Genomic DNA, 5,777 nt, shown 5'->3' with positions numbered 1-5,777 from the left:
CGGCGTGACCGACAACCGCGGCTTCACGGGCCATGAAATGCTGGACCAGCTGGACCTGGTGCACATGAACGGCCGCATCTACGAACCGCTGATCGCGCGTTTCCTGAGCGCCGACCCGCTGATCCAGGATCCAATGCATAGCCAGAGCTATAATCGCTACGCCTATGTGTGGAACAACCCGACCAATCTGACGGATCCGACGGGGTTTGCGGGTGTCGAGGCGGGCAAAGCGGAAGAGCCGAAGAGGACTGTTGCGGATCAGGTGCAAACCGCGTGGGAAAAAGACTGCAGCAAGCCGAATACGTATTGCACGCATAGTAGAGGCAGTAGCGCGAGCGATAACACAAAGGACGGCAAAGGCAAAGGCGTGCCGAAATCGGCAAACACGAAGGGGGTCTTAGAGCGCGCCGTTGACGCGGTTCAAGGAGAGCTGAAACAGCAGAAAAACTATCTGGAATATAACCTTGAGCATCCGATGGAGGCGTTGGAGAACGCTGCAGCTCCATTTGGTGCCGGAGGTGCGATTGTCGGATCGTTCGGAAAAGGAGGGCGGATTGCATCTTGGTTTGCGAAGCTCTTCTCGAAAGAAGAAGTTGGATCTGACGCATTCCAAGGTGTAAAGGCTGCTTCACAGTATCTTCAAGAGATAGGTGTTTCGCGTAGTAGGCGCGTGGAGATATTGCAATCGTTCGAAATTGGCACAATCAATCTACGTAGTGCCGGCCACGCAGAATATGGCTTGCGATATTTTGACAATATCGACGCGCTTGCGCCGGGGCGCTATTTGTTTGAAACATTCCCGGCTACTCGCGCTAGCCTTGCTCTTGCATCCGACTGGAACAAGATGACTAATGTGGTTCAATGGCAAATTCGACCAGGATCGTTGCTTATTGAGGGACGTGCCGCAGCCCAAGGTGTTGGCTTGCCTGGTGGCCAAGTGCAGAAGTTTGTCCCATATGTGGAAAACCTTATCAAACCCAGCCGATGAATAAAATCGAAAAAGTACTTGAGCTAACGAACATGGCGCAGCGTGCAGTGACCCAGGAGATTGAGCGCATATCTGCCGGGGAACGCGGCATAGCGCCGGTTAGTCAGCTGGCGAGAATACAGGTGGTACTTGCAAACATCAGACTAAACTTGGAGCAAGGCACTTTGCCGCCTGTCTCTGACCGCGTGTCGGGTGTAGGGAGGGTTATTGCCGATTCTTGGCCTATTAATTCTTCACTGGGGGATGTAATTCTTGCGGCGGAACAGGCGTACCGTGAACTGTAGATATCTGGGCATATGTGATCTCGCCTGCAATCATGCGTCCGGCTTGTTCTGCGTTGTCATCGGTGGCGATGATGCCTTCAAGCGCCCATGAGGCCACGATCTGCTGCCAGGCCGGGTGATTGTTCGCCAGCTCGATGTAGTAGCGCCGCCGGCGCGCTGCATCGAGTGAGGTGACGGTGGCGGTGGTGATTTCGGTCATGTACAAACTCCTGCAATTCTTTGCAACTCTCTGCAAGCCAGTGCGATTATCTGCAACGCGCTGCAACCCCAGTGGCTGGATACGCTCTTGAATCCTGCCGCCGAGTTGCTTTCTGCTGCCGATTCGGGCCCGATTTGGTGGCGAAACGTCCGTCTTAAACCCCTACACACCATACGCACATTACAAATGTGCCAGGAACCCGCATGGTTACTGGGTTTGCCTGTATTACTGCGCGAATAATTTGTAGTACAAAACGCAGTAAGTAGTTGATCTGCAAGCGGAAAAATGTACTACGCGCTGCACCAGCTTTCCATTTCCTTTTTTGGATAAGAAAAGGCCCCTCAACCCCAGCGGCGCTAGCCGGTGGGGCAGGGGCCTTGCTGTTGCTGTGCCGCCTTACCTTAGCTGCTCAAGTTGCCCAGCATCTGCTTGGTCTGGTACTTGATGATCATGCCGTCCAGCAGCGCCTTGATAATGCGCTTCTCTTCGTCGGGCATATGGCTGACGGCTTCGAACTGCAAGGCCAGATCATCAGACGGTGCGCGTTCGCCTTCCTCAAACAGCAGCGCGTCGGCGCTGACGTGCAGGGCCAGGGCCAACTTCTTGAGCGCTTCGGCCGTAGGCTGGGCGTTACCTGCCTCGTAGCGTTTAATTTGCTGGACATGGATGCTGGAAAGGTCAGCCAGACCCTGTTGGGTCAGATTGCGTTGCTTGCGCAAGGCGATGACACGCGCCGAGAAGCTCATGGTGGAAGGCCAGTAGTGAAGATATTCCATGATCCTAACCCCCTGTTTCAAAGACCTCTGACTATAGTATCTAATAAGATACCATAATAGTATATGTAAAGTGTCTTGACCAGTTTTGGGGGTAATTTGATGGCGCGTATCCAGGAAGCGGAAATCGAGCGGCTAAAGGCCGAGGTTTCGCTGTTGCGGCTGATGGAGTCTGCCGGCGTGGAGCTGAGGAAGCAGGGCAAGGACTACAGCTGCCGCTGCCCGTTCCATGACGAGGCCACGGCCAGCCTGATCGTGACGCCTTTGAAAAACCTGTTTCACTGCTTCGGCTGCGGCGCGGCCGGTGGCCCGGTGGACTGGCTGATGAAGTTCGAGAAGCTGTCGTTCCGCGCTGCGGTGGAGCGCCTGCGCAGCGAACTGGGGCTGGGCACCACGCCCGCGCCGAATGCGCCGCTGGCGACCGGCAAGCTGAAGGCCGCGCCGCTGCCCTTGGGCGACGATGCCGACGGCCAGGCCGCACTGCGCCAGGTGCTGGACTACTATCACGAGACCTTGAAGCAAAGCCCGGAAGCGCTGGACTACCTGGCCAGGCGCGGCCTGCACCACCCGGAACTGATCGAGCGCTTCAAGCTGGGCTACGCCAACCGCACCTTGGGCTACCGGTTGCCGAACAAGGCGTGGAAGGAGGGGCAGGAGGTGCGCGGCCGTCTGCAAGCCATTGGCCTGCTGCGCGAATCGGGCCATGAACATTTCAATGGTTCGCTGGTGGTGCCGGTGATCGACCGGCAGGGCGTGGTGCACGAAGTGTACGGGCGCAAGATCCGCGACGACCTCAGAGCGGGCACGGCATACCACCTGTACCTGCCCGGCCCGCATGCCGGGGTGTGGAACGAAGAAGGCATCGCCGCCAGCGGCGGCGAAGTGATCCTGTGTGAAGCGCTCATTGACGCCATGACGTTCTGGGTGCACGGCCTGCGCAACGTGACCGCCAGCTATGGTGCGGAAGGGTTCACCGATGACCTGCTGGCCGCGTTCAAGCGGCATGGCATCAAGCGGGTGCTGATTGCCTATGACCGCGACGAGGCGGGCAACCAGGCTGCCGAAGCGCTGGCCGAGCGGTTGACGGGCGAAGGCATCGGCTGCTTCCGCATCCTGTTCCCGAAGGGGATGGACGCGAACGAATACGCCCTCAAGATGGCCCCGCCGGACAAGGCGCTGGCCCTGCTGGTGCGCAAGGCCGAGTGGATGGGCGAAGGCAAAAGCGCGGCCCCGACCAGTGCGCCAGTGGAGGAGCCGGTGGCCGGTCTTCCTTTAGCTGCCGCAGTGGCGGTGAGCGAACCGGCTGCGGCCTTGCTGCCTGAACCCACGCTGGCCAGCCCCTTGCCCGCAGCGCCGGTGGACGATGCGCCGATCGAGCAAAGCGATGCCGAACTGGTGCTGGCCTATGGCGAACGGCGTTACCGGGTGCGCGGCTGGAAGAAGCCGCTGAACCCCGAGGCGCTGAAAGTGAACCTGCTGGTATCGAAGGCCGAACAGTTCCACGTCGATACCTTCGATCTGTACCAGGCCAAGGCCAGAGCGGCCTTCATCAAGCAGGCCGGGATCGAGCTGGGCGAAGCGGAAGACGTGCTGAAACACGACCTCGGCCGGGTGCTCTTAAAACTGGAAGAACTGCAAACGGCGCACCTGCAAGCGGCCTTGAAGAAGGAAGACGAGGCCCCTGCCTTGTCGGACGCCGAGCAGGCTGCCGCCTTGGCGCTGTTGCAGTCGCCCGACCTGCTGGCGCGCATCCTGGCCGACTTCGACGCCTGCGGCGTGGTGGGCGAGGAAAACAACAAGCTGGTGGGCTATCTGGCGGCGGTCTCCCGCCAGCTCGATAAGCCGCTGGCGGTGCTGATCCAGTCGTCCAGCGCGGCAGGTAAGTCGTCATTGATGGATGCAGTGCTGGCCCTGATGCCGGAAGAAAGCTGCGTGCGCTATTCGGCGATGACGGGCCAGAGCCTGTTCTACATGGGCGAGACGAACCTGAAACACAAGATACTGGCCATCGGCGGTCTGCATGGTGGGGCCGCTGGCCAACGTGCCCCGGCGCGGCATGAAATAGGCTGGCGGACTGCCCGCTAAAACTTTGAAAACGTGTCGCTCCTCGCTCCGTGACGGCCTGGCTGCCAGCCCGTACTACTTCAACCCCCACCGCCGACTGGGCTTTGCCCTCAAAGATTTTGCCCTTCGGGCCGCTTGTGCCGCCACCCTGGCGACGGCCGTTGCGCCTGCGGCCGTCGCCCGCCTGCCTGATATACTGCGCCGGTTTCTCGGCCGCTATAGGCCAAAACCCGCATTAGGGGGTCTCGCTCTTTTTATCTGTTGCCGCCACCCGCGCACAGCGCGCGAAGCCGCATGGATGCTGAGGTTCAGCCGACTTGCTACGACAGGACGTGGTGGGCGATTCGGATTCGGCAAACCCAAACCAATCTATGCTTGGGAGGTTCATCGATGAGATTGACCTGAAGGGAACTGCGATTCAGTTTGGACGCAGGTTGATGGCTGACTTTGTCGAAAATAATAAAGGCTCGTTTGGTGGGTGGGGGTGGTTGGCCGATAAGGCGGATGCCTATTTTGAAAAACCCGATCCTACTTCAGCGAACGGTGTACTTGCTTCAGTTGGCGCAACAGCTGCGACTTTGGCAACACCTGGCGGAGCACGCGCAAAACTTGCAGAGGAAGCGGAGTCACTGTCGAAAGCCGCAATTTGGTCTTCGAAGAAGGGCGTGACCAGTGTCGAAAATGCATATGGACATTGGAAAAAGCACGCTGCGGAATTCCCTGAATTCCAGAATGCAAAGCAGTACGTTGACGCAGCAAGAAGCTTCGTAACTAACCCGCCGGCTGGAGCGTTAACAAAGGTGAAGGACGGCAATACTTTAATCTATGACGCCGCCACGAACACATTTGGCTCTAGAGCTGCCAATGGCGTGCCACGCACAATGTTTAGGCCAAGAGATGGTATTGACTATTGGAACAGACAATGATGAATGAACATGAGGAAGATTTACTTCCGTGCCCTTGTTGTGGAACAAAAACGATTTCAGAACCTGGGCAGTATGAAATCTGCGACATTTGCAACTGGGAGGATGATCCTGTGCAGTCTGCTGATCCAGATTATGCGGGTGGAGCAAATCACGTTAGCCTTAACGAAGCGCGAACTGCATGGAAAGGGCAATGTAAGAATCAGAATAGGTAGGATTTAATTCGGCAAATCCTTCAGTGAGTGGACTAGATCCTAAAGGTTGCTAAGTGCGGCACTGGATACGGTCAAAGCGGGTTGAATACTGGTGTCAATCTCTTTGAAGGGGGGATCAACGTCTTAGCGGTGCATTACCATGCGGCTCTGATTACTACGTCTTCGCCAACGGAGCAAGGGCGAGTTGCGACACTCCAACCTGGGCCTGATCGAGTACAAGGTCGATCCGCTAGGCCGCATGACGGCACGCAACGAGAAAGACCTGGCGGCACGCTGGGTGTACGACAGCGACGGCTCGGGCCACTGCGCCCTGGGCAAGAGCTGCGGCCGC

The 5,777-nt window shown here is 57.9% G+C and carries 6 protein-coding genes; 4 read left to right on the top strand and 2 right to left on the bottom strand.

Annotated features, from left to right (window positions below):
* Positions 1–988 (top strand): RHS repeat domain-containing protein (locus tag ACJRPG_RS24790; protein ID WP_408002781.1); only part of this gene is annotated, 988 nt, incomplete at its 5' end.
* A 225-nt stretch (positions 989–1,213) separates the two neighbouring features.
* Here the strand turns inward: ACJRPG_RS24790 and ACJRPG_RS24785 are convergent.
* Both ACJRPG_RS24785 and ACJRPG_RS24780 read right to left on the bottom strand, forming a co-directional pair.
* Positions 1,214–1,471 carry an antitoxin VbhA family protein gene (locus ACJRPG_RS24785; protein WP_408002780.1) on the bottom strand — a complete coding sequence of 86 codons (258 nt, stop codon included), beginning with the start codon at positions 1,469–1,471 and terminating at the stop codon, positions 1,214–1,216.
* Positions 1,472–1,872: 401 nt separating this feature from the next.
* Positions 1,873–2,217, bottom strand: coding sequence for a helix-turn-helix domain-containing protein (locus ACJRPG_RS24780; RefSeq protein ID WP_408002782.1), 345 nt, complete (start codon positions 2,215–2,217; stop codon positions 1,873–1,875).
* Between the two features lie 129 nt (positions 2,218–2,346).
* Here ACJRPG_RS24780 and ACJRPG_RS24775 point away from each other — a divergent pair, with 129 nt between their 5' ends.
* The 3 genes from ACJRPG_RS24775 (at position 2,347) to ACJRPG_RS24765 (ending at position 5,446) form a co-directional block, all read left to right on the top strand.
* Positions 2,347–4,329 carry a CHC2 zinc finger domain-containing protein gene (locus ACJRPG_RS24775; RefSeq protein ID WP_408002779.1) on the top strand — a complete coding sequence of 661 codons (1,983 nt, stop codon included), beginning with the start codon at positions 2,347–2,349 and terminating at the stop codon, positions 4,327–4,329.
* 416 nt (positions 4,330–4,745) lie between these two features.
* On the top strand, positions 4,746–5,234 hold the full coding sequence (locus tag ACJRPG_RS24770; RefSeq protein ID WP_408002778.1) for a hypothetical protein: 489 nt from the start codon (positions 4,746–4,748) through the stop codon (positions 5,232–5,234).
* Positions 5,231–5,446, top strand: coding sequence for a CPCC family cysteine-rich protein (locus ACJRPG_RS24765; RefSeq protein WP_408002777.1), 216 nt, complete (start codon positions 5,231–5,233; stop codon positions 5,444–5,446). The genes ACJRPG_RS24770 and ACJRPG_RS24765 overlap by 4 nt, the downstream gene beginning before the upstream one ends.
* Positions 5,447–5,777: the final 331 nt, after the last annotated feature.

The organism is Pseudoduganella rhizocola (genome assembly GCF_045984285.3).
Lineage (GTDB): Bacteria > Pseudomonadota > Gammaproteobacteria > Burkholderiales > Burkholderiaceae_D > Rugamonas.
The sequence above is the reverse complement of the archived record's forward strand: the minus strand, read 5'-3'. Positions and strand labels throughout refer to the sequence as shown.